The organism is Phytobacter diazotrophicus, from assembly GCF_052061655.1.
In the GTDB taxonomy this organism is placed as follows: Bacteria; Pseudomonadota; Gammaproteobacteria; order Enterobacterales; family Enterobacteriaceae; genus Phytobacter; species Phytobacter diazotrophicus.
This window is the reverse complement of record NZ_CM125428.1, coordinates 3,998,027-4,020,691: the sequence shown is the minus strand read 5'-3', so window position 1 is coordinate 4,020,691 and position 22,665 is coordinate 3,998,027. Positions and strand designations below refer to the sequence as shown.

19 protein-coding genes and 1 pseudogene are annotated in these 22,665 nt (G+C 53.0%); 6 read left to right on the top strand and 14 right to left on the bottom strand.

The features are described 5' to 3' along the window. Window positions 1-110: 110 nt before the first annotated feature. From asnB to nagB, 5 genes are all read right to left on the bottom strand, one after another. Window positions 111-1,775, bottom strand: coding sequence for an asparagine synthase B (gene asnB / locus ACS0RQ_RS19615; RefSeq protein WP_041852112.1), 1,665 nt, complete (start codon window positions 1,773-1,775; stop codon window positions 111-113). A gap of 285 nt (window positions 1,776-2,060) precedes the next feature. Beyond that, entirely contained in the window at window positions 2,061-2,813 is a 753-nt protein-coding gene (locus tag ACS0RQ_RS19610) for an HAD-IIA family hydrolase (RefSeq protein ID WP_071193860.1), read from the bottom strand. 168 nt (window positions 2,814-2,981) lie between these two features. Then, window positions 2,982-4,202, bottom strand: coding sequence for a DNA-binding transcriptional regulator NagC (gene nagC / locus ACS0RQ_RS19605; RefSeq protein WP_271850834.1), 1,221 nt, complete (start codon window positions 4,200-4,202; stop codon window positions 2,982-2,984). Between the two features lie 9 nt (window positions 4,203-4,211). Next, window positions 4,212-5,360, bottom strand: coding sequence for an N-acetylglucosamine-6-phosphate deacetylase (nagA, locus tag ACS0RQ_RS19600; RefSeq protein ID WP_271850835.1), 1,149 nt, complete (start codon window positions 5,358-5,360; stop codon window positions 4,212-4,214). 58 nt (window positions 5,361-5,418) lie between these two features. Continuing rightward, window positions 5,419-6,219 (bottom strand): glucosamine-6-phosphate deaminase, encoded by an 801-nt coding sequence (gene nagB / locus ACS0RQ_RS19595; protein ID WP_041852108.1) that lies wholly within the window; start codon window positions 6,217-6,219, stop codon window positions 5,419-5,421. A 318-nt stretch (window positions 6,220-6,537) separates the two neighbouring features. On the opposite strand from nagB, the gene nagE reads away from it, so the two are divergent. The 4 genes from nagE (at window position 6,538) to chiQ (ending at window position 12,555) form a co-directional block, all read left to right on the top strand. After that, window positions 6,538-8,562 carry an N-acetylglucosamine-specific PTS transporter subunit IIBC gene (gene nagE, locus ACS0RQ_RS19590; protein ID WP_271850836.1) on the top strand — a complete coding sequence of 675 codons (2,025 nt, stop codon included), beginning with the start codon at window positions 6,538-6,540 and terminating at the stop codon, window positions 8,560-8,562. A gap of 179 nt (window positions 8,563-8,741) precedes the next feature. Beyond that, window positions 8,742-10,409 carry a glutamine--tRNA ligase gene (gene glnS, locus ACS0RQ_RS19585; protein ID WP_079498370.1) on the top strand — a complete coding sequence of 556 codons (1,668 nt, stop codon included), beginning with the start codon at window positions 8,742-8,744 and terminating at the stop codon, window positions 10,407-10,409. Window positions 10,410-10,801: 392 nt separating this feature from the next. Then, a complete protein-coding gene (gene chiP, locus ACS0RQ_RS19580; protein ID WP_271850837.1) occupies window positions 10,802-12,202 on the top strand; it encodes a chitoporin ChiP in 1,401 nt (466 codons plus the stop codon). A 17-nt stretch (window positions 12,203-12,219) separates the two neighbouring features. After that, the gene (chiQ, locus tag ACS0RQ_RS19575) at window positions 12,220-12,555 is read left to right on the top strand and encodes a ChiQ/YbfN family lipoprotein (protein WP_271850853.1); all 336 of its coding nucleotides are present in this window, start codon (window positions 12,220-12,222) and stop codon (window positions 12,553-12,555) included. A 97-nt stretch (window positions 12,556-12,652) separates the two neighbouring features. On the opposite strand, the gene fur is transcribed toward chiQ, so the two are convergent. The 4 genes from fur to ybfF form a co-directional block, all read right to left on the bottom strand. Further along, window positions 12,653-13,105 (bottom strand): ferric iron uptake transcriptional regulator, encoded by a 453-nt coding sequence (fur, locus tag ACS0RQ_RS19570; RefSeq protein WP_041852104.1) that lies wholly within the window; start codon window positions 13,103-13,105, stop codon window positions 12,653-12,655. Window positions 13,106-13,394: 289 nt separating this feature from the next. Then, window positions 13,395-13,925 carry a flavodoxin FldA gene (fldA, locus tag ACS0RQ_RS19565; protein ID WP_041852103.1) on the bottom strand — a complete coding sequence of 177 codons (531 nt, stop codon included), beginning with the start codon at window positions 13,923-13,925 and terminating at the stop codon, window positions 13,395-13,397. 149 nt (window positions 13,926-14,074) lie between these two features. Further along, window positions 14,075-14,368 carry a LexA regulated protein gene (gene ybfE / locus ACS0RQ_RS19560; protein ID WP_041852102.1) on the bottom strand — a complete coding sequence of 98 codons (294 nt, stop codon included), beginning with the start codon at window positions 14,366-14,368 and terminating at the stop codon, window positions 14,075-14,077. Window positions 14,369-14,499: 131 nt separating this feature from the next. After that, on the bottom strand, window positions 14,500-15,273 hold the full coding sequence (gene ybfF, locus ACS0RQ_RS19555; protein WP_271850838.1) for an esterase: 774 nt from the start codon (window positions 15,271-15,273) through the stop codon (window positions 14,500-14,502). Window positions 15,274-15,455: 182 nt separating this feature from the next. Here ybfF and seqA point away from each other — a divergent pair, with 182 nt between their 5' ends. Next, window positions 15,456-16,004, top strand: a complete 549-nt coding sequence (seqA, locus tag ACS0RQ_RS19550) for a replication initiation negative regulator SeqA (RefSeq protein ID WP_071193854.1) — start codon at window positions 15,456-15,458, stop codon at window positions 16,002-16,004. Between the two features lie 24 nt (window positions 16,005-16,028). After that, on the top strand, window positions 16,029-17,669 hold the full coding sequence (gene pgm, locus ACS0RQ_RS19545) for a phosphoglucomutase (alpha-D-glucose-1,6-bisphosphate-dependent) (protein WP_041852099.1): 1,641 nt from the start codon (window positions 16,029-16,031) through the stop codon (window positions 17,667-17,669). 35 nt (window positions 17,670-17,704) lie between these two features. Here pgm and kdpE read toward each other — a convergent pair whose 3' ends face one another. The 5 genes and pseudogenes from kdpE to kdpB all read right to left on the bottom strand — a co-directional run bounded on the left by kdpE (window position 17,705) and on the right by kdpB (window position 22,660). Then, the gene (gene kdpE, locus ACS0RQ_RS19540) at window positions 17,705-18,382 is read right to left on the bottom strand and encodes a two-component system response regulator KdpE (protein WP_041852098.1); all 678 of its coding nucleotides are present in this window, start codon (window positions 18,380-18,382) and stop codon (window positions 17,705-17,707) included. Between the two features lie 158 nt (window positions 18,383-18,540). Then, window positions 18,541-19,731, bottom strand: coding sequence for a tetracycline efflux MFS transporter Tet(C) (tet(C), locus tag ACS0RQ_RS19535; protein ID WP_001297013.1), 1,191 nt, complete (start codon window positions 19,729-19,731; stop codon window positions 18,541-18,543). 148 nt (window positions 19,732-19,879) lie between these two features. Next, window positions 19,880-19,999, bottom strand: a pseudogene (gene rpsL / locus ACS0RQ_RS19530) (30S ribosomal protein S12); the annotation flags it as partial. A gap of 20 nt (window positions 20,000-20,019) precedes the next feature. Next, on the bottom strand, window positions 20,020-20,598 hold the full coding sequence (gene kdpC, locus ACS0RQ_RS19525; RefSeq protein WP_271850840.1) for a potassium-transporting ATPase subunit KdpC: 579 nt from the start codon (window positions 20,596-20,598) through the stop codon (window positions 20,020-20,022). Window positions 20,599-20,611: 13 nt separating this feature from the next. Further along, complete coding sequence (gene kdpB / locus ACS0RQ_RS19520; protein WP_041852095.1) at window positions 20,612-22,660, bottom strand: potassium-transporting ATPase subunit KdpB; 2,049 nt, start codon at window positions 22,658-22,660, stop codon at window positions 20,612-20,614. Window positions 22,661-22,665 lie beyond the last annotated feature (5 nt).

The window sequence follows — 22,665 nt, the reverse complement described above, 5'->3', positions numbered from 1 at the left end:
AACAGCGTGACGCATAATTCGGCAATTATTGGTTATTTATCGATTTTGTATAGCAAAACATATGCAGAAATAAAAAAAGGCCCCGCAGGGCCTTTAACGATAACAATTGCTTATTTGTAAGCAGACTGGTGTACGCCAACCGCGCGACCTGATGGATCGTTCATGGATTTGAATGATTCATCCCACTCGATTGCTTTTGCAGATGAGCACGCCACAGACGGGCCGCCAGGCACACATTCAGCGGCACTGGGTACCGGGAACAGCTCTTCAAAGATTTCACGGTACAGATACGCTTCTTTCGAGCTCGGCGTGTTGTACGGAAAACGGTAGCTGGCCGTCGCCAGTTGCTGATCGCTAACCTGCTGTGCCGCTACTTCTTTGAGTGTATCGATCCAACTGTAACCTACGCCGTCAGAAAACTGCTCTTTCTGACGCCATGCAACACTCGCCGGCAGATAGGATTCGAAACATTCACGCAGCACGTGTTTTTCCATTTTGCCGTTGCCGCACATTTTATCCTGCGGGTTGATGCGCATCGCTACATCGAGGAATTTCTTATCCAGGAACGGCACACGCGCTTCTACGCCCCAGGCGGACATCGCTTTGTTAGCACGCGCGCAGTCGAACATATGCAGCGCCTGCAGCTTACGTACGGTCTCTTCATGCAGCTCTTTGGCATTCGGCGCTTTATGGAAATAGAGGTAGCCGCCGAACACTTCGTCAGAACCTTCGCCAGACAGTACCATCTTGATGCCCATCGCTTTGATTTTACGGGACATCAGATACATCGGTGTAGAGGCGCGAATGGTGGTTACATCGTAGGTTTCGATGTGATAAATCACGTCGCGAATCGCGTCCAGACCTTCCTGTACGGTAAAGTGGATTTCGTGGTGAACCGTACCCAGATGGTTTGCCACTTCTTGCGCAGCTTTCAGGTCCGGTGCCCCTTTCAGGCCCACAGCAAAGGAGTGCAACTGCGGCCACCAGGCCTCAGAGCGTTCCTGATCTTCCACACGGCGCGCGGCGAATTTTTTGGTAATAGCGGAAATGACAGAAGAGTCCAGACCGCCCGAGAGCAGAACGCCATACGGCACATCTGACATCAGGTGACTTTTCACAGATTCTTCAAGCGCCTGACGCAGTTCGTTTTTGTCAGTGACGTTATCTTTCACTGCGTCATAGTCGAACCAGTCACGCTGATAGTAAGAACGGATTTCACCGTCTTTGCTCCACAGATAGCTACCCGCCGGGAACTCTTTGATGGTACGGCACACCGGTACCAGCGCTTTCATTTCGGAAGCAACATAAAAGTTGCCGTGCTCATCATGGCCCATATACAGCGGGATAATGCCGATGTGGTCACGACCAATCAGATAAGCGTCTTTTTCGCTGTCATACAGGGCGAAAGCGAACATACCTTGCAGATCGTCGAGGAATTCTGGGCCTTTTTCCTGATAGAGCGCGAGGATAACTTCACAGTCAGAACCGGTCTGGAACTGGTAGCGATCGCCATATTCCGCACGCAGAGCCTGATGGTTGTAAATTTCGCCGTTAACGGCCAGCGCATGTGTTTTTTTCTCGTTGTATAGCGGCTGGGCACCCGCATTGACGTCAACAATAGACAGACGCTCATGGGCAAGAATCGCTTTATCGCTGGCATAAACGCCAGACCAGTCAGGGCCGCGGTGGCGCATCAGGCGGGATAATTCGAGCGCTTTTTTACGCAGCTCAACCGCGTCGGTTTTAATATCCAGTACGCCAAAAATAGAACACATAGACTTCTCCGTTACTTTAAGGCAATGCCGTGTTGTGTGAGTGCAGACGCCGCGTCATCGCGTTGTCTTATTGCTTGTTTAAGAAAATGCCGCAAAGGTGTGACGCGCGCAAGCGTTTTACAGCCTTGAAAATAAAAAGCGCAATGGCGATTGCCGAATGCTGAAAAAAGAACATGAATTGAGCTGAGATATTGATGAATTATCAGTTTTCAGCGCATTTTATTAAACGGTCTGTTTTTTATTGGTGCGGAAAATGAAAAACCACGTCCGGGGACGTGGTTTCGTTTAAAAAATGTCGATTTCAGCAACCGAAGGGTAAATCCATGAAGGACGGAACGGCATGCTGTCGATATCATCCAGCGTTGATACGCCAGAGAGTACCAGGATAGTCTCCAGACCCGCCTGGAAGCCCGCAAGAATGTCGGTACGCAAATTGTCGCCGACAATCACCGTCTGCTCTGAATGCGCCTGCATAGTATTGAGCGCGGCGCGGATAATCCACGGACTCGGTTTGCCGACGTAGAAAGGCTCGCGGCCGGAGATTTTTTCAATACCGGCGCACAGCGCGCCGCAGCCAGGGTAGTAACCGCGTCCGTGGGTGTCCGGGTTGGTGGCAATAAAGCGCGCACCGTTGGCGACGAAAAAGGCCGCCTTATGCATCATTTCCCAGTTGTAGGAACGCGTTTCGCCCACGATAACAAAATCCGGGTTGATATCCGTAATGGTAAACCCGGCTTTATAGAGTTCGTGAATCAATGCGCCTTCACCGACTACGTAAGCTTTTTTCCCTTCCTGACGTTTAAGGAAGTCAGCCGTCGCCATTGCAGAGGTATAAAAGACACTGGCTGGTGCATCTATACCGGCAGAGGCAAAGCGGTTAGCCAAATCCTGCCCCGTCTGGGAAGGGTAGTTGGTGAGTAGCACCAGCGGCATCCCTTTTTCCAGGATTCGATGAATAAACTCCGCTGCGCCCGGCACGGCGACATTATCGTGCATCAACACGCCGTCAATATCACAGATTACGTTCTGAATGGTCATGGACTACCCGGTAAAAAAAGAGAAGCAATAACTATAACCGTCATACTTCAAGTTGCCTATGCGTTGGTGACCTTTGCCCGGCCCAGTTGCTTACCTCAGTAAGCTCCGGGGCACTTACGCGCTTGCCGCCTTTGTGCAGTTCGAATTATTTAGGGTATCTAAACTCTGTCAGCTTTCCAGCAGGCGTTGCAGCAGCATGCCGTTCAGCATAGCGCGTTTCACCAGGGCGAAAGCACCTATCGCCGAGCGATGGTCAAGGGTAGATCGCACCACCGGAAGATTTTTACGGAATGCTTTGAGCGACTGGGTGTTAATGCAACCTTCAATAGCAGGCAGCAACACTTTCTCCGCTTCAACAATCTCCCCGGCGATGACCACTTTCTGCGGATTGAAGAGGTTAATGGCAATGGCGATGGTTTTACCCAGATGGCGACCGACGTACTCAATCACTTCACACGCCAGCGCGTCGCCTTTATTTGCGGCTTTACAGATATTTTTTATCGTGCAGTCATCCAGCGTTACGCGGCTTTGGTAGCCCTGTTCCAGCAGATGCCTTACGCGTTGTTCAATGGCGGCATTGGCGGCGATGGTTTCCAGACAGCCAAAGTTACCGCAATGACATCGCTCGCCGAGGGGTTCTACCTGGATGTGACCAATTTCACCCACATTACCGTTGCGACCGATAAAAATGCGCCCGTTAGAGATGATTCCTGCCCCGGTTCCGCGATGAACACGCACCAGAATGGAATCCTCACAGTCCTGACTTGCCCCAAAATAGTGCTCTGCAAGGGCCAGACTGCGGATATCGTGACCGACGAAACAGGTTAATTTGAAACGTTTTTCCAGTGCGTCCACCAGCCCCCAGTTCTCAACCTGAATATGCGGCATATAGCGAATGACGCCGCTTTCCGGGTCGACAAGGCCTGGTAAAATAACCGAGATGGCGATCAGTTCGCGGATCTTACGCTGATTGCTTTCGATAAAGCCGCTGATAGTGTTCAGTAACGCGTGTTCCAGCGTTTCCTGCGTCCGCTCCGGCAGAGGAAAATGCTCTTCTGCCAGCACTTTGCTGCTCAGATCATAAAGGGTGAGGGTGGTATCGGAACGTCCAAGACGCACACCAATAGCCTGAAAATTGCGGGTTTCGGTAATGATTGAGATAGCGCGGCGGCCCCCGGTGGAGGCCTGCTGATCAACTTCTTTGATCAGGCCGCGTTCAATAAGCTGACGCGTGATTTTTGTCACGCTGGCGGGCGCAAGCTGGCTCTGCTCGGCAATTTGAATACGCGAAATAGGGCCAAGTTGATCAATCAGGCGGTAAACAGCCGCACTGTTAAGTTGTTTAACGAGATCAACGTTACCAATCTGAGCTTGTCCGCCTGCTGTCATACCTTTTATTTACTCGATGACGACCTCGTTACCATTAACGATGGTCTTGATTATTTTATAATCGTGCGTGAAGGCGGTCAGGTTCGCGACCTTACCCGGGGCAATGCTGCCGAGTTGCCCGTCGACGCCTATCGCGCGAGCCGGGTACAAGGTTGCCATGCGCAGTACTTCATCCAGCGCAATACCCACATGCTCGACCAGGTTCCGAACCCCTTCAATCATTGTCAGGGAGGAGCCGCTCAGCGTACCGTTTTCATCCACACACAGTCCATTACGGTAGTATATTGTTTTACCAGCAAAAATGAACTGGTCAATATCTGCCCCTGCAGGCGCCGTTGCATCTGTAACTAAACAGAGTTTGTCGCCTTTCAGGCGTTTCGCATTACGGACATTAACGTAATCGACATGCAGCCCATCTGCAATGATCCCGCAATAAACATCGGCATCATCCAGTACCGCGCCCGCCAGACCCGGTTCACGTCCGGTGATGTACGGCATCGCATTGTATAGATGCGTCGCAAACGTGATGCCTGCGCGGAAACCCGCTTTCGCTTCTTTTAATGTCGCGTTCGAGTGGCCTGCTGACACCACAATACCCGCCGCAGCCAGCTTGCTGATAACCTCAGTACCGGCCATTTCCGGCGCCAGCGTCACTTTGGTGATGACGTCAGCATTGGCGCAGAGATAATCCACCAGTTCGGCATCCGGCTTGCGGACAAATTTCGGGTTATGGGTGCCTTTTTTTACGATATTGAGCCACGGCCCCTCGAGGTGCAAACCAAGCGCCTGATGTGCATGTTTCGCCAGGTAATCACGCATCACCTGAATGCCTTGTTTCATCAGGTCATCGCTGGTGGTGATAAGCGTCGGCAGAAAACTTGTGCAGCCTGATTTTTCATTGGCGCGCTGCATGATTTCCAGCGTTTCAATACTCACGGCTTCGGGGGTGTCGTTGAACTGCACACCACCGCAGCCATTCAGTTGTACATCAATAAAACCGGGGGCCAGCGTTGCGCCATTGAGATCACGCTGCTCGATAGTGGGCGGCAGCTCAGCCACAGGGCAGAGACGATCAATCAGGCCATCGGCGACAATCAGCGCGTGGTCATCCAAAATTTCATGGCCGGTGAAAATCCGGCAATGGGTTAAAGCATACATAACGACCCCCGGTTAACAAATGGGTGTCGTCCCGCTGGGTTTGCGGAACGAGACACAATTACAGACCTTTAATATTTTCCGCTTCTAATTCATTGAAATATTTCAATGTTTTAACTTTCAGTTCCATCGTGGACGGCTCGTCACACACCATTACTGCTTTCGGGTGCAGTTGCAGGCAGCTAATGGTCCACATATGGTTCACGTTACCTTCTACGGCCGCCTGCAGAGCCTGCGCTTTCTGGCTTCCCAGCACCAGAATCATCACTTCTTCTGCATCGAGCAGCGTACCCACGCCCACGGTCAGTGCGTATTTCGGCACCTGATTAACGTCGCCATCGAAGAAACGGGAATTGGCCACGCGGGTGTCATGGGTCAGCGTTTTAATACGGGTACGAGAAGCCAGCGAAGATGCGGGCTCGTTGAAGGCGATGTGACCATCGTTGCCAACGCCGCCCATAAACAGGTGAATTTTGCCATAGGAACGGATTTTTTCTTCGTATTGGCGGCATTCTGCGTCAATATCCGGCGCATTGCCATCCAGGAGGTTAATATTTTCCGCCGGAATATCAACGTGATCGAAAAAGTTACGGTGCATAAAGCTGTGATAGCTTTCCGGGTGCTCCTTCGGCAGGCCGACATATTCGTCCATATTGAACGTGACAACATGTTTAAAACTAACCTGGCCCGCTTTGTGCATTTCAACTAATGCTTTGTAGGCGGTGAGAGGCGTGCCACCGGTTGGCAGGCCAAGCAGGAACGGACGATCCGCTGTAGGTTTAAATGCATTGATGCGATTGACGATATGGCGGGCCGCCCATTTACCGACTTGTTCAGCTGTTGCCAGAGGAATCAGTCTCATTGTTCACCTCTAAGTTGATTAAAGTTAGCGGATTGCGTTCCAGTGCAGTGTAAAGCGTAACTCAGTTTCGCTCCCTATGGGGGCAATCCGTCTTGATTTTTTGAATGATAAAATAAGTTTTGCTGGTTAGCCAGCAAAGAGGAGGTCAAATAACGATATTTGGTGATTAAAATCACAAAAAAGGTGCTTTTAATTTGCGAGACGAATTAATTTTCAACACACTCTCAATGTAATGAAAAATGGCCGTGTTTTCAGGGTTAGTCAGACAATAAAAAGACTGTTTCTAAGGGCTCCGGTGGGGTTCAAAGGGGGAATAACGTGAATCTTTTAGGTTACTTGCAAAAGGTTGGCCGCGCGCTCATGGTGCCGGTCGCCACGCTGCCTGCCGCAGCGATTCTGATGGGGGTCGGTTACTGGATCGACCCGGTAGGCTGGGGTGGATCTAACGCGCTGGCGGCGTTCTTCATTCAATCTGGTTCTGCCATTATTGATAACATGGGCGTGCTGTTCGCCGTGGGTGTTGCTTATGGTATGTCCAAAGATAAAGACGGTGCTGCTGCACTGGCCGGCTTTGTGGGTTTCCTTGTATTGACGACGCTGTGCTCGCCAGCCGCTGTCGCTATGATCCAGAAAATCCCAGCCGATCAAGTTCCTGCCGCGTTTGGCAAGATCAAAAACCAGTTCGTTGGGATCATGGTCGGTATCATTGCCGCGGAACTGTATAACCGCTTTAGCAGTGTAGAGCTGCCGAAGGCGCTCTCCTTCTTTAGCGGTCGTCGTCTGGTGCCGATCCTGACCTCGTTTGTCATGATCGCTGTCGCGTTCATCATGATGTTTATCTGGCCGGTAGTCTTCAGTGGTCTGGTTGGTTTCGGTGAGCACATTCAGAAACTGGGCTCTGTCGGTGCGGGCGTCTACGCTTTCTTCAACCGTCTGTTGATTCCGGTAGGGCTGCACCATGCGCTGAACTCCGTATTCTGGTTTGACGTTGCCGGTATTAACGATATTCCTAACTTCCTGGGCGGCGCGCAGTCTATTGAAGCGGGCAAAGCAGTTGTTGGGGTTACGGGCCGTTACCAGGCGGGCTTCTTCCCGATCATGATGTTTGGTCTGCCAGGTGCCGCGCTGGCGATTTACCACTGCGCGCGTCCGGAAAATAAAGCCAAAGTCCTTGGTATTATGATGGCAGGCGCCTTTGCTGCCTTCTTTACAGGTATCACTGAACCGCTGGAATTCTCCTTCATGTTCGTGGCACCGGTGCTGTACTTCATTCACGCTGTGCTGACCGGGATTTCTGTGTTTATCGCCGCGACTATGCAGTGGATTGCCGGCTTCGGCTTTAGTGCCGGTCTGGTGGATATGGTGCTTTCGTCCCGTAACCCGCTGGCCGTACACTGGTACATGCTGATTCTGCAAGGCCTGGTGTTCTTTGTTATCTACTACGTGGTGTTCCGTTTCACTATCCTGAAATTCAACCTGTTGACCCCGGGTCGTGAACTGGCGGTTGCCGGTGACGAAGCGGATGGCCAGGATGTGAATGTCAGCACGGCTTCCGAGCAGGATGTGACCGGCCTGGCGCGTCAGTATATTGCCGCTGTCGGGGGTTCCGCGAACCTGACCGGTATCGATGCCTGCATCACACGTCTGCGTCTGAGCGTGAAAGACTCTTCCCTGGTCAACGAAGCGCTGGCTAAACGTCTGGGTGCGAGCGGGGTTATTCGTTTGAATAAAACCGGCGTACAGGTGATTGTGGGTTTTGCGGCCGAAAAAATTGCTAATGCGATGAAAACGGCGGGCGACGTTCCGGCTGCAGGCGCAGCGGCTCCGGCCCCGGCAGCCGCCAGCGCGCCTAAACCGCAGGCAGTGCCGAACGTTAGCGCGGCGGTGATTGCGGAACTGGTCTCTCCGGTGACCGGGCAGGTCGTTTCTCTGGATGAAGTGCCGGATGAAGCGTTTGCCAGCAAAGCCGTTGGCGATGGCGTAGCGGTAAAACCGACAGAGAAAACGGTTGTTGCACCGGCAGCGGGTACCATCGTGAAAATCTTCAATACCAACCACGCGTTCTGCCTGGAAACTGAAAAAGGCGCGGAAATCGTTGTTCATATGGGCATCGACACCGTTGCGCTGGGTGGCCAGGGCTTCACGCGTCTGGTCGAAGAGGGGGCAACCGTTACAGCGGGTCAGCCAATCCTGGAAATGGATCTGGAATATCTGAACGCCAATGCCCGTTCTATGATCAGCCCGGTGGTATGTAGCAATATTGATGATTTCTCTGGTCTGGTTATCAAAGCACAAGGTTCCGTTGTGGCAGGGCAAACGCCGCTGTACGACATCAAAGGCTAATGATGTAATCTGAACCAGAAATAGCCATAAGCGGCAGGGGATCTTCCTCTGCCGCTTTTTTTTTGCGTGAATTAAAGTATTCCGTTTTGTATCTATTTTCCGTAACTAAAGGTTGTCTCTGAGGGCGGCTTATAAGATCATGTGCCGTTATATGTTGTTTACGCCTTGAGGAATCTACGATGAGTGAGGCTGAAGCCCGCCCGACTAACTTTATTCGTCAGATCATTGATGAAGATCTGGCTACTGGAAAGCACTCTACTATTTGCACCCGTTTTCCGCCTGAGCCGAATGGCTATCTGCATATCGGTCATGCGAAATCCATCTGCCTGAACTTTGGTATCGCGCAAGATTATCAAGGGCAATGCAACCTGCGTTTTGATGACACCAACCCGGTAAAAGAAGATATCGAGTACGTTGAGTCCATCAAGAATGACGTGCAGTGGTTAGGTTTCCACTGGTCAGGCGATGTGCGCTATTCCTCTGATTATTTCGATCAACTGCACAACTATGCCGTAGAGTTAATCAGCAAAGGTCTCGCCTATGTTGACGAGCTGTCCGCTGACGAAATCCGTGAATACCGCGGCACGCTGACGGCGCCGGGTAAAAATAGCCCGTATCGCGATCGTACGGTTGAAGAGAACCTCGCACTGTTTGAAAAAATGCGCGCGGGTGGTTTCGAAGAAGGTAAGGCGTGCCTGCGTGCGAAGATTGATATGGCGTCGCCGTTCATCGTGATGCGCGATCCGGTGCTGTACCGTATTAAATTTGCTGAACACCATCAGACGGGCAACAAGTGGTGCATCTACCCGATGTATGACTTTACCCACTGCATCAGCGATGCGCTGGAGGGGATCACTCACTCTCTGTGTACGCTGGAATTCCAGGATAACCGTCGTCTGTATGACTGGGTTCTGGACAACATCACCATTCCGGTTCACCCGCGTCAGTACGAGTTCTCCCGACTGAACCTGGAATACACCGTCATGTCCAAGCGTAAGCTGAACCTGCTGGTGACTGACAAACATGTTGAAGGCTGGGACGACCCGCGTATGCCGACCATTTCTGGCCTGCGTCGTCGTGGTTACACGTCCGCCTCCATCCGTGAGTTCTGTAAACGTATTGGTATCACCAAACAGGACAACACCATTGAGATGGCGTCACTGGAATCCTGCATCCGTGAAGATCTCAATGAAAACGCACCGCGCGCGATGGCTGTTATCGATCCGGTTAAGCTGGTTATCGAGAACTATCCGCAGGGCGCCAGTGAAATGGTTTCGATGCCTAACCATCCGAACAAACCGGAAATGGGCAGCCGTGATGTCCCATTCAGCGGTGAAATCTGGATTGATCGTGCCGATTTCCGTGAGGAAGCCAACAAGCAGTACAAACGACTGGTGCTGGGCAAAGAAGTCCGCCTGCGTAACGCGTATGTAATCAAAGCGGAACGTGTTGAGAAAGACGCGGAAGGCAATATCACCACGATTTTCTGTACGTTTGATGCCGATACGCTGAGCAAAGACCCGGCAGATGGCCGTAAAGTGAAGGGTGTTATTCACTGGGTTAGCGCGGCACACGCACTGCCGGTTGAAATTCGTCTGTATGACCGCCTGTTCAGCGTGCCAAATCCGGGTGCAGCGGAAGACTTCCTGACAGTCATGAACCCGGAATCGCTGGTCATTAAGCAGGGCTTTGCTGAGCCGAGCCTTAAGGCCGCTGAGGTAGCGAAAGCGTATCAGTTTGAGCGCGAAGGTTATTTCTGCCTCGACAGCCGCCATGCTACGGCGGACAAACTGGTCTTCAATCGCACTGTGGGTCTACGCGATACCTGGGCGAAAATCGGCGAGTAATCCCGTCTTGCCAGGATGCTAAAAACGCTGCCTCGTGCAGCGTTTTTTATTTCTCGACTGAAAATAAGTTACTGCCCACCTTCTTTTTTTCTAAAATATTGTTTTAAATTTATCCAATCATCTTTTCAGTTATTTATCGATAACGCAGACTCTGTCACTCTGAAAGCCTTGCTGCGTAAGCCACCAGCCTGTAAGCAACAAATCTGTGTGGTGCGTCATAATCCCTGTATTCCTTTCCTGTAAACACTTGATAATTCGCGTCGCGAAAAATATGCTTACAAACGACAGATTTAGAAACATTTTCTATAACTGTCAGTAATATTTCATTTTTTTACTTTGTTGCTGTTTGCCTTTGCGCAGCACTTTTTATTTTTCGTCAAAGAGGAACACTCATGAACGCGTTTAACGCTAAACGTAAGGCGTTAGCGTTGGCTATTGCCTGCGCCACCGCATTACCTGGTTTAACTTTCGCTCCTTCCGCCAGCGCCACTGGTTTTGTTGATGATGCCACGCTCACCGGCGGGATTTACTACTGGCAGCGCCAGCGTGACCGTAAAGATGTCACCGATGGCGATAAATACAAAACTAACCTGTCGCACTCCACCTGGAATACCAATCTCGATTTCCAGTCAGGTTATGCTGCCGATATGTTCGGTATTGATGTCGCGGTCTTTGCAGCGATTGAGATGGCTGAATCCTCAGAAAGCGCACACCCGAATGAAATCGCATTTTCAAATAGCCACAAGGTGTATGACGAAGACTGGTCCGGCGATCGCAGCGGCGCAAGTCTCTATAAAGCCGCCGCGAAATTTAAATATGGCCCGGTGTGGGCGAGGGCAGGGTACATCCAGCCGACGGGGCAAACGCTGCTGGCCTCAAACTGGAGCTTTATGCCGGGCACCTACCAGGGGGCAGAAGCCGGTGCAAAACTGGATTTCGATGATCGCGGTGCGCTGAGCTTCTCATACATGTGGGCCAATGAATACAAAGCGCCGTGGTATAACGAAACGGATAATTTCTACCAGAACGATGGCGTGAGCAAAATTGATTATGTCCACTCTCTGGGCGCATCGTACGACTTTAAAAACGATCTGATCCTCGAAGCCGCGTTTGGCCAGGCACAGGGCTATGTTGATCAATATTTTGCCAAAGCCAGCTATAAGTTTGACGTCGCGGGTAATCCGCTTTCCACCAGTTATCAGTTCTATGGCTCGCGCGACAAGGCCGATAACAACACCATTAATGATATTTATGACGGCACCGCGTGGCTACAGGCACTCACTTTTGGCTATACGATCGGCCCTGTGGATTTACGCCTGGAAGGGACCTGGGTCAAAGCTGATGGCCGTCAGGGCTATTTCAACTCACGTATGACGCCGCAGTATGGATCTTCCAACGGTCGCCTGGATATCTGGTGGGATAACCGCTCCGACTTTAACGCCCATAATGAGAAATCCGTCTTTGCTGGCGCTATGTATGACCTGAAAGGCTGGAACCTGCCGGGGTGGGCGGTCGGTGCATCGTATGTATATGGCTGGGATGCCAAACCGTCCAATGTCTCCTCTGGCGATAAATATTACGATGCGGGAAATTCCATCAAAGAGTCGGCGTACAGCCTTGACCTGCTTTACACGGTGCAGGAAGGGATGGCAAAAGGCACCTTATTCAAGCTGCATTTCACCCAATATGATAACCATTCCAATATCCCGAGTTGGGGCGGTGGATATAACAACATCTTCCAGGACGAACGTGACGTGAAGTTTATCGTCATTGCGCCCCTGAATATTTTCTAATGCGAGGGAATGCCATGATGACGAAACCGATATTGCTAGCCCTGATGACGCTGGGGCTTGCCGCCTGTGTGCAACAGCCGCAGGCACCAAAGGAAGATGCGCGATTAAAAGAGGCTTATAGCGCCTGTATTACTACGGCAGAAGGTTCTCCGGAAAAAACAGCGGCGTGCAGAAGTGTGCTGGATGTCCTGCGCAAAGAGAAAGCGCACCAGCAATTTGCGCAGGAGGAGAGCGTGCGCACCCTGGATTATCAGCAGTGTCTTGAAGCGACGCATACCGGAAACGGGCAGGCGGTAAAATCCCGCTGTGACCAGATCTGGCAGGAGATACGCCACCATAACACGGTAAATTAACCGTCTGAAAGGGCCCGCTTCGGCGGGCTTTTTCGTGTGGTGAAAGCAGAAAATAAAAAAGCCAACCCGGAGGTTGGCTTTATAACGATGCGGGTGATTATTTATCAGCCGCTTCGTGCGCGTTTTCATCAGTACGGCAGTCACCTTCGGCGCAGTGGCCATACAGGTAGAGACTGTGGTTCGTCAGACGAATACCATGCTTAGATGCGATTTCACGCTGACGCGCTTCAATAGAGTCATCGCTGAACTCGATCACTTTGCCGCAATCCAGGCAAATTAAGTGGTCGTGGTGATGCTGCTGCGTCAGTTCGAAGACGGATTTACCGCCTTCAAAATTATGGCGGGTCACAATCCCGGCATCGTCGAACTGGTTAAGTACACGGTACACCGTGGCCAGCCCAATCTCTTCGCCCATGTCGATCAGGCGCTTATATAGATCTTCCGCACTGACATGATGGTTCTCCGGCTCCTGAAGCACTTCCAGGATTTTTAACCGAGGAAGCGTGACTTTCAGGCCGGCCTTCTTTAATGCGGTATTGTTGTCAGTCATGCGGAATCTGTCCTGTTGCTAAACGATTCACTTCCCGTCGGGAAGCTACAAGGAATGCACCTGGGATAATGCGTCTCATTATAGAACTGCCATGCCTGAATGAAAACTGCAAGTCCTCAAGTAAAGTAAGCTTATAAAACGTGGTAGCGTCTACAAAGTCCTTTGGGCTAGCCGTTTTAATCAGGGGCCATTGTACAGCGCTGGAGAAAAAAGTTAAAAAATTGTAGCAATTATTTCCATCGCTTTTATCTATTAATCCGGCGCAACCAGCAGGTTGCGCCAAACATCATCAGGCATTGAGGATGTCGTTCAGGTGAAGTTCTTCAGAAATCTGTTTTACCCATTTGTCGACGCGGCCAGCGGTCAGTTCAGGCTGACGGTCTTCGTCAATGGCAAGGCCAACGAAGTGGTTGTCGTCTGCCAGACCTTTTGACGCTTCAAAATGGTAACCTTCGGTCGGCCAGTGGCCTACGATAGTTGCGCCGCGCGGTTCAATAATGTCGCGAATGGTGCCCAGCGCGTCACAGAAGTACTCTGCGTAGTCTTCCTGATCGCCACAGCCAAACAGAGCAACCAGTTTGCCGTTAAAATCGATATCTTCCAGCGTCGGGAAAAAGTCATCCCAGTCACACTGTGCTTCACCATAATACCAGGTCGGAATGCCAAGCAGCAGGATGTCGTAACCTTCCAGATCCTCTTTGCTGCTTTTAGCAATGTCATGCACATCGGCAACATCTTTACCAAGTTGAGCCTGGATCATCTTTGCGATGTTTTCGGTATTACCGGTATCGCTGCCGAAAAAAATGCCTGTGATTGCCATGAGTAAAATAACCTCTTGAAACTTAATGATATGGTGGTGGCGATTGGCCCACGGATAAGGGCAATCATAGCAGATCAGAGAAGCACGCGGAAACTGCAATCACGCAAGACTGCACTCTGTGCAACATGAAAGTGAATTTTTGCGATAATTCAGAGGATTTCCTGGTCGTTCAGCGCGTTAAGCTGAGCCAGTAACATCTCTTCAATCAATTCGCTCCGGCTCATTTCCCGCGCATCCGCCAGCGCGTTTAGCGCGTCGACAGCCTCGGCGTTGAGTTTTAATTCGACGCGTTTAAGCCCACGAACCTTGTCGCGTTTAAGCTGATTGCGCTTATTGATGCGCAATTGCTCGTCGCGAGAGAGCGGATTGGTTTTAGGACGTCCCGGGCGACGTTCATTCGCGAACAGATCTAATGTCGTGCGGTCCGTTTGTTCTTTAGCCATGATTTAAGAATACTACGGGAAGTACAAGCAATCGGGTCATAGCCCGGGCTGATTAGCGCGCCATCATACATCAGCGATGCGGACACGCCAACGACCGGGCGCTTTCAGGCAACCGGTCGCCGGGTTTTTAATCAGTTTGTCTTTTCAGCGAGATAACGGCGGATGGCGCGCAGAACCGCTTCTGGCTTTTCTGCATGCACCCAGTGCCCGGCACCGGCAATGACATGCGCGCGCGCCTGCGGGAACTGTTGCAGCAGTTCGTCGCGATACTGTTCGGTAACATAGGACGAATTGCCGCCAGGGATAAAGAGAGCAGGGTGGTTCCAGGCGGGCACTGTTTCCCAGCCCACTATATGGGGGTACTGATCCCACAACGCGGGCACATTGAAGCGCCATTTGCCATCGACAAACGACTTGAGCAGGAACTGTATCACCCCTTCTTCATTTATATGCTCACGCATGACGGCGGTGGCCTGCTGGCGCGTCGTGACACCGGCATCGGTTACCGCATTGATGGCAGAAAAGATCTCATCGTGACGGCGTACATGGTAATTGACCGGGGCAATATCGATAGCGACGAGCTTGTCGATGCGTTCAGGCGCCAGTGCGGTAAAGGCCATCACCGCTTTCCCCCCCATGGAGTGACCAACGAAGGTTGCGCGCTCGATACCGTGGGCATCAAGAGTATCCAGTAAGTCCTGTGCCATCGCCGGATAATTCATCTCCGGTGAGCGTTCGGAAAGGCCATGATTGCGCATATCAACCTGAATAATATCATGGTCATTGACGAGGTCACGGGCGAGCACGCCAAGGTTGTCCAGGCTACCAAATAAACCGTGAACCAGCACGATGGGGGAATTGTTGTGCGATTGTTGTGCAGATTGCGCTCGGGTATTCAATTTCATGGCAAAGTTCTTTTTTTCGCTCTTTCGGATTAAGGTATTATGTTGAACATTCTGCCGTCCGGCTGCAAGGTTTTGACACACTCTGACTTTGCCGCCATCCTGGTTTGACGCTATCCGCTGTTGGGATTTGACTTTATAATCTCAATAACTTGTATTCAGAATAGACACTGCACTGGATTAAGATGAAAACGATCGAAGTTGATGATGAGCTCTACAGTTATATTGCCAGCCATACAAAGCACATTGGCGAGAGCGCATCCGACATTTTACGGCGCATGTTGAAGTTTTCCGCCGCTTCGCAGCCAGCTGCCGCTGTTCAACTCGCGAAAGAAACCCCTGCACCTGTTACGGTTGAAGAAGTGAAACCGGCTAATACGGCAAAAGATAAAGTCCGCGCGGTGCGTGAACTGCTGCTCTCTGACGAGTATGCAGAGCAGAAAAAGGCCGTTAATCGCTTTATGCTGGTGCTGTCTACACTTTACTCATTAGATAAAAAAGCTTTTGCAGAATCCACTGAGTCTCTGCATGGGCGCACCCGCGTATACTTCGCGGCGGATGAACATACCCTGTTGCAAAACGGCAACCAGACGAAGCCAAAACAGGTGCCTGATACCCCGTACTGGGTTATCACTAACACGAATACGGGTCGTAAATGCAGCATGGTGGAGCACATCATGCAGTCAATGCAATTCCCGGCGGAATTGATTGAAAAGGTTTGCGGCACAATTTAATCCTTGCATAAAAAGGACCAGGCAATGGCTAACCACGAACGTGCGGGGCAACCTGCGCAACAGAGCGATTTGATTAACGTCGCCCAGCTTACTGCGCAGTACTATGTGCTGAAACCAGAAATCGGCAATGCTGAGCACGCGGTAAAATTTGGTACGTCAGGTCACCGCGGCAGCGCGGGGCGTCACAGTTTTAACGAACAACACATTCTGGCAATTGCTCAGGCTATCGCCGAAGAGCGCGCCAAAAACGGTATCACTGGTCCGTGCTATGTCGGTAAAGACACGCACGCCCTGTCTGAACCTGCCTTTATCTCTGTACTGGAAGTGCTGGCGGCGAACGGCGTTGATGTGATCGTGCAGGAAAACAATGGCTTCACGCCTACCCCTGCGGTGTCCAACGCTATTCTGGTGCACAATAAAAAAGGTGGCGCGCAGGCTGACGGGATCGTCATTACCCCGTCGCACAACCCACCGGAAGATGGCGGTATCAAATACAATCCGCCAAACGGTGGCCCGGCTGATACCAACGTGACCAAAGTGGTTGAAGATCGCGCGAACGCGCTGCTGGCTGATGGCCTGAAAGGCGTGAAACGCATTACGCTGGATGCCGCACTGGCGTCCGGCCACGTGAAAGAGCAGGATCTGGTGCAGCCGTTTATCGAAGGGCTGGCCGATATCGTCGATATGGCGGCTATCCAAAAAGCGGGCCTGAAACTGGGCGTTGATCCGCTGGGTGGTTCCGGTATCGAATACTGGAAACGTATTGCGGCGTTTTACAAGCTTGACCTGACTATCGTTAACGATCAGGTTGATCAAACCTTCCGCTTTATGCACCTCGATAAAGACGGCGTGATCCGCATGGACTGCTCCTCTGAGTGCGCTATGGCCGGTTTGCTGGCGCTGCGTGACAAGTTCGACCTGGCCTTTGCCAACGACCCTGACTATGACCGTCACGGTATCGTGACGCCAGCCGGTCTGATGAATCCGAACCACTACCTGGCGGTCGCGATTAACTACCTGTTCCAGCATCGTCCGCAGTGGGGCAAAGATGTCGCCGTGGGTAAAACCCTGGTCTCTTCTGCCATGATTGACCGCGTGGTGAATGACCTGGGGCGTAAGCTGGTGGAAGTGCCGGTCGGCTTTAAATGGTTTGTTGACGGTCTGTTTGACGGCAGTTTCGGCTTCGGCGGCGAAGAGAGCGCAGGGGCCTCCTTCCTGCGTTTCGACGGCACGCCGTGGTCTACCGATAAAGACGGTATCATCATGTGCCTGCTGGCGGCGGAAATCACCGCGGTTACGGGTAAAAACCCGCAGCAACATTACGATGAGCTGGCCGCACGTTTCGGCGCGCCGAGCTACAACCGTCTGGGTGCCAGCGCAACCTCCGCACAGAAAGCGGCATTGTCCAAACTCTCTCCGGAAATGGTCAGTGCCAGCACGCTGGCGGGGGATCCCATCACCGCACGTCTGACGGCAGCACCGGGTAACGGCGCGTCTATCGGTGGTCTGAAAGTGATGACTGACAACGGCTGGTTCGCTGCCCGTCCGTCAGGTACAGAAGACGCCTACAAAATTTACTGCGAAAGCTTCCTCGGTGAAGAACACCGTAAGCTGATTGAGAAAGAAGCGGTAGAAATTGTCAGTGAAGTGCTGAAAAACGCGTAATCCTCATCAGGCCCTGTTCAGGGCCTGATTCTTTTCTACAGCATAAATCGATAGCCAATGCCGGTTTCTGTCAATAAATGGCGGGGACGTGCAGGATCGGCTTCCAGCTTCTGACGAAGATGGCCCATATAGATGCGTAAATAGTGACTATGCTCAACGGCGTTTGGTCCCCAGACCTGGCTTAACAACTGGCGTTGGGTCAACACCTTACCGTGGTTATTGAGTAACACGGCCAGCAGACGAAACTCGATAGGAGTAAGATGCAGCTCTTCACCCGCCCGCATAATACGGCGGTTGGCGAGATCAACCTGAATATCTGAAAAGCTCACCAGGGGATCGCTTTGTTGCATACCCGCATTGCGGCGCAGCGCTACGCGCAGGCGCGCCTGCAATTCCCCGATACCAAAGGGTTTACTCAGATAATCGTCAGCCCCGGCATCCAGCGCGGCAATCTTGTCGCTCTCTTCGGTTCGCGCGGATAGCACGATAACCGGAATCTGGCTCCACTGACGCAGATCGCGGATGAAATCAATGCCATCACCGTCCGGCAGGCCTAAATCGAGGATCACAAGGTCTGGCTTGCGCGTTGCGGCCTCGATAAGGCCACGCTGCAGTGTTTCGGCTTCCCAGGCGCGCAACCCCTCGGCTTCCAGCGCAGCACGCAGAAAACGACGTATGGCCTGTTCATCTTCAACGATGAGAACGTTAATCACAAATCAAGCTTTTGGCGGGTGTCGGGGCGCAGCCATGACCCAGTCACGTAGCGATAGCGGAGTGTATACTGGCTTAACTATGCGGCATCAGAGCAGATTGTACTGAGAGTGCACCATAAATCAATCTAAAGTATATATGAGTAAACTTGGTCTGACAGTCAGGTCGAGGTGGCCCGGCTCCATGCACCGCGACGCAACGCGGGGAGGCAGACAAGGTATAGGGCGGCGCCTACAATCCATGCCAACCCGTTCCATGTGCTCGCCGAGGCGGCATAAATCGCCGTGACGATCAGCGGTCCAATGATCGAAGTTAGGCTGGTAAGAGCCGCGAGCGATCCTTGAAGCTGTCCCTGATGGTCGTCATCTACCTGCCTGGACAGCATGGCCTGCAACGCGGGCATCCCGATGCCGCCGGAAGCGAGAAGAATCATAATGGGGAAGGCCATCCAGCCTCGCGTCGCGAACGCCAGCAAGACGTAGCCCAGCGCGTCGGCCGCCATGCCGGCGATAATGGCCTGCTTCTCGCCGAAACGTTTGGTGGCGGGACCAGTGACGAAGGCTTGAGCGAGGGCGTGCAAGATTCCGAATACCGCAAGCGACAGGCCGATCATCGTCGCGCTCCAGCGAAAGCGGTCCTCGCCGAAAATGACCCAGAGCGCTGCCGGCACCTGTCCTACGAGTTGCATGATAAAGAAGACAGTCATAAGTGCGGCGACGATAGTCATGCCCCGCGCCCACCGGAAGGAGCTGACTGGGTTGAAGGCTCTCAAGGGCATCGGTCGACGCTCTCCCTTATGCGACTCCTGCATTAGGAAGCAGCCCAGTAGTAGGTTGAGGCCGTTGAGCACCGCCGCCGCAAGGAATGGTGCATGCAAGGAGATGGCGCCCAACAGTCCCCCGGCCACGGGGCCTGCCACCATACCCACGCCGAAACAAGCGCTCATGAGCCCGAAGTGGCGAGCCCGATCTTCCCCATCGGTGATGTCGGCGATATAGGCGCCAGCAACCGCACCTGTGGCGCCGGTGATGCCGGCCACGATGCGTCCGGCGTAGAGGATCCACAGGACGGGTGTGGTCGCCATGATCGCGTAGTCGATAGTGGCTCCAAGTAGCGAAGCGAGCAGGACTGGGCGGCGGCCAAAGCGGTCGGACAGTGCTCCGAGAACGGGTGCGCATAGAAATTGCATCAACGCATATAGCGCTAGCAGCACGCCATAGTGACTGGCGATGCTGTCGGAATGGACGATATCCCGCAAGAGGCCCGGCAGTACCGGCATAACCAAGCCTATGCCTACAGCATCCAGGGTGACGGTGCCGAGGATGACGATGAGCGCATTGTTAGATTTCATACACGGTGCCTGACTGCGTTAGCAATTTAACTGTGATAAACTACCGCATTAAAGCTTATCGATGATAAGCTGTCAACACATTTCCCCGAAAAGTGCCACCTGCAGATCCATGGGACGTCGACGTTTGGCCTTACTTAACGGAGAACCATTAAGCCTTAGGACGCTTCACGCCATACTTGGAACGAGCCTGCTTACGGTCTTTAACGCCGGAGCAGTCAAGCGCACCACGTACGGTGTGGTAACGAACACCCGGGAGGTCTTTAACACGACAAGCTTGTCTGTCATGACTTATTTATCCTTGAGCGCATCCAGCGCCAGATTCAGTTCAACGATATTCACCACCGGCTGGCCAATAAAATCGAAAAGCGGGTGAGTGGTGTTTTGTTCTACTAACCGGGCAACGGTCTGTGCGGGCAGATTGCGTGCCTGGGCAACACGCGGGATTTGCCATTCCACAGCCTGCGGCGTCAGATTGTTGTCCAGACCGCTGGCCGATGTTGTTATCAGTTCCACGGGCACACGGGCATCAGCCTGTGGGTTTTCCTGACGCAACTGGGCAACGCGCGCAGCCACTTCTTTATCCAGCTCCGGGTTACTGGCCGCCAGATTACTCCCACCGGACGCCATCGGATTATAAGGCGCATCGGCGGTGGCGGAAGGGCGGCCATGAAAATATCCCGCTGCGGTGAAATTCTGCCCAATCAGTCGGGAGCCGCGAACCACATCATCTCCCTCACGAATAAGCGAACCGTTGGCCTGTGTCTGAAATAACCACTGCCCCAGCGCCGTAGTAACCAGCGGGTAAAGCCCGCCGGTAACCAACGTCAGTACAATTAAGAGTACAAATGCCGGACGAATCAAAGCCATTTTTTTATCCCTCTTACACCAGGCCGAACAGGGTCAGCAACAGGTCAATAATCTTGATGCCGATAAACGGCACTACCAATCCGCCCAACCCATAAACCCACAGGTTGCGGCGCAGCATGGCGGAGGCGGTCAACGGTTTGTAGCTCACCCCTTTCAACGCCAGCGGGATCAAAAAGACAATGATCAGGGCATTGAAGATAACCGCGCTCAGAATGGCCGATGCCGGGGAGTGCAGATGCATCACATTCAGCGCATTGAGCTGCGGGTAGGTGGCGGCAAAGGCCGCGGGGATGATGGCAAAATATTTCGCCACGTCGTTGGCGATACTGAATGTGGTCAAGGAACCACGGGTCATCAGCATCTGCTTGCCGATATGCACCACCTCAATCAGCTTGGTGGGGTTAGAGTCCAGATCCACCATGTTGCCAGCCTCTTTCGCGGCCTGTGTCCCGGAGTTCATGGCAACCGCAACATCCGCCTGCGCCAGTGCCGGGGCGTCGTTAGTGCCATCACCGGTCATCGCCACCAGACGGCCTTCTGACTGATACTGGCGAATCAGCGCCAGTTTTGCTTCCGGAGTTGCTTCGGCCAGGAAATCATCCACCCCGGCTTCGGCGGCGATAGCGGCGGCAGTAAGGCGGTTATCCCCGGTAATCATGACTGTCTTGATGCCCATTTTCCGCAGTTGGGCGAAACGCTCTTTGATGCCGCCTTTGACGATATCCTTGAGTGAAATCACCCCCAGGACACGTGCCCCTTCCGCCACCACCAGCGGTGTGGCACCGAGACGCGCCACCTGTTCCACACGCTGCTCGACATCGGCCGGGAACTGACCGTTGTTAGCCTCAATGTGACGACGAATGGCATCCACTGAACCTTTACGGATCATGCGCCCTTGCACGTTAATGCCACTCATACGGGTCTGCGCGGTAAAAGGGACAAACGTCGCCTGCAGACTTTGTACATCCCGTTCACGCAGGTTAAAGCGCTGCTTTGCCAGTATCACAATGCTGCGGCCTTCCGGCGTTTCATCCGCCAGCGAAGAGAGTTGCGCAGCATCGGCCAGGGTTTTTTCATCCACACCGTTTGCAGGCAGGAACTCGGAGGCCTGGCGGTTACCGAGTGTGATGGTACCGGTTTTATCCAGCAACAGTACGTCGACATCACCTGCGGCTTCTACGGCGCGCCCGCTGGTGGCAATCACATTGGCGCCGAGCATACGGCTCATCCCCGCGACGCCGATGGCCGACAGCAAACCGCCGATGGTGGTCGGGATCAGGCAGACCAGCAGGGCCACAAGAACGGTGACGCTGACCGGCGTGCCGCCGTAGACCGAGAATGGCCACAGGGTGGCGGTCGCCAGCAGGAAGACAATGGTCAGTGCCACCAGCAGAATGGTCAGCGCGATCTCATTGGGGGTTTTACGGCGCTGGGCGCCTTCCACCATGGCAATCATCCGGTCAAGGAAGGTTTCGCCAGGGTTAACGCTACACTGAATCACCAGCCAGTCGGAGAGAATGCGCGTACCGCCGGTCACGGAGGCGAAATCGCCGCCGGACTCGCGGATAACCGGCGCGGACTCCCCGGTAATAGCGCTTTCATCCACTGACGCGCCGCCCTCGATGACTTCCCCGTCGCAGGGAATAATATCGCCCGCTTCCACCAGCACCACATCACCTTTACGCAAATCAGCGGCGGGAATGTGGTCGATTTGTGCATCATGCTGCGGTGCGCGTAATTTGCGGGCGAAGGCCGTTTTCTTCACTCCTTTCAGGCTGTTGGCCTGCGCTTTACTGCGACCTTCCGCCAGCGCTTCTGCGAAGTTGGCGAACAGTACGGTAAACCACAGCCACAGACTGACCGCTCCGGTAAACCAGGCGCTGCCGTCGAGATACCCGCTCGCCATCGCAATCGCCAGCAGCGTGGTCAGCACGCTGCCAATCCAGACAATGAACATAACCGGATTGCGCCACTGGATATGCGGGCTCAGTTTGGTAATGGAATCAATCAGCGCCTGACGCACCAGCGTCGGTTCGAGCAGGGCCATTTGTTTGCGACTCATGACAA